The organism is Streptomyces neyagawaensis (assembly GCF_023516595.1).
Lineage (GTDB): Bacteria > Actinomycetota > Actinomycetes > Streptomycetales > Streptomycetaceae > Streptomyces > Streptomyces neyagawaensis.
Map to the genome: position 1 here is coordinate 1 of NZ_JAMGBG010000207.1, position 1,320 is coordinate 1,320.

The window sequence follows — 1,320 nt, forward strand, 5'->3', positions numbered from 1 at the left end:
ACGTCGACGGCGAAGGCCGGAATCTCGATCACCTCGTCCTCCGTGACCACCAGCGCACCGCGTGCGCCCCGGGTGACGGCGACGCACCCGACCCCTTCCGCGAGGAACCTGCGCGCACCGTCCTCCAGCGTCGCGGCGCCGGTGAGTCCGAGCACCTGCTCCTCGTTGGGCAACAGGTGGTCCAGATACGGGAGTGCGGGCGCGATCCAGTCGAACAAGCCGCTGTCGCCGGCGACGAGCAGGTCGGCGGAGGTGACCACACCCGCGGCCCGTGCGGGAGCGAGTGTCTTCGCCGCGGCCTCACCGCCCATCAACTCGGGTGCGCCCATGTGCAGATGGGTGGCTTCGGCGATCTCCGTGTGCGGGGCGTCGTCCGGTCCGTAGCTGATGTTCGCGCCCAGGACGTGGAACGCGGGGCGGCTGCCGTCGGGGCGGATGGGCAGCACCGAGGCCGAGGTTTGGGTGTCGTCGCGGCGCAGGACGAGAGAGGTGTCCACGCCGTGGCCGGCCAGCATGCTCAGCAGCAGGTCACCGATCGGGTCCGTGCCCACCGCGCCGGCGGTGCGCACCGCCGCTCCCAGCTTGGAGAGGGTCAGCGCGGTACCGGCGGCCGTGCCCGCCGGGCTGAACCGGATCTGGTCCACCAGGGTCGCGCCCTGCCCGTCCGGGATGGCCTCGACGGGCCGGACCTGCACGTCGAACACGTGAGCGCCGAGGGCTATGACTGTCTGGCTCATCGGGTGCTGTCCTCTCCTGTGGGGTGGGTGGTGCCGTAGCCGCGCCGCAGGGCGGAGGTGACGACGGCGGTCTGCTGGTCGTCGTCGAGGACCCGCGGCTTGCCGATGTGGGCGGCGCGCAGGTACACGCCGCACAGCCACTCCAGGAGCAGCGCGTTCTCCACGGCCTTGGCGAGCGTCGGCCCGAATGCCACGGCGCCGTGGTGGGCCATCAGCGCCGCCGACCTGCCGTCGAGTGCCGTGAGCACGTGCTGGGCCAGCTCCGGGGTGCCGAAGACGGCGAACGGCGCCACGCGCACGGACCCGCCGAGCAGCAGCTGCTGGTAGTGGACGCAGGGAAGTTCGTCGAGCACCAGGGACAACGCGGTGGCCTGGGGCGAGTGGGTGTGCACCACCGCGCCGGCGCCGTACCGCTGGTAGATCCCGAGGTGCAGCTCCAGTTCGGAGGTCGGTTCGAGGTTCCCGGCGAGTGTCCCGCCGTCGGGGCCCAATACCGTCACCTGGTGGGGCGTGCACTGTCCGAGGACGGCGCCGGTGGCGGTGACCGCGATCCGGTCGCCGTCGCGCATGCTCACATTGCCCG

At 72.1% G+C, this 1,320-nt stretch carries 2 protein-coding genes; both read right to left on the reverse strand.

The window, feature by feature from the left end; all coding sequences use genetic code 11:
- Positions 1-737: carbohydrate kinase family protein (locus M8J73_RS43480; RefSeq protein ID WP_249829877.1), on the reverse strand; the 737-nt coding region annotated here is incomplete at its 3' end.
- On the reverse strand, positions 734-1,320 hold a 587-nt coding region (locus tag M8J73_RS43485), incomplete at its 5' end, for a class II aldolase/adducin family protein (protein WP_249829878.1). The genes M8J73_RS43480 and M8J73_RS43485, both read right to left, overlap by 4 nt.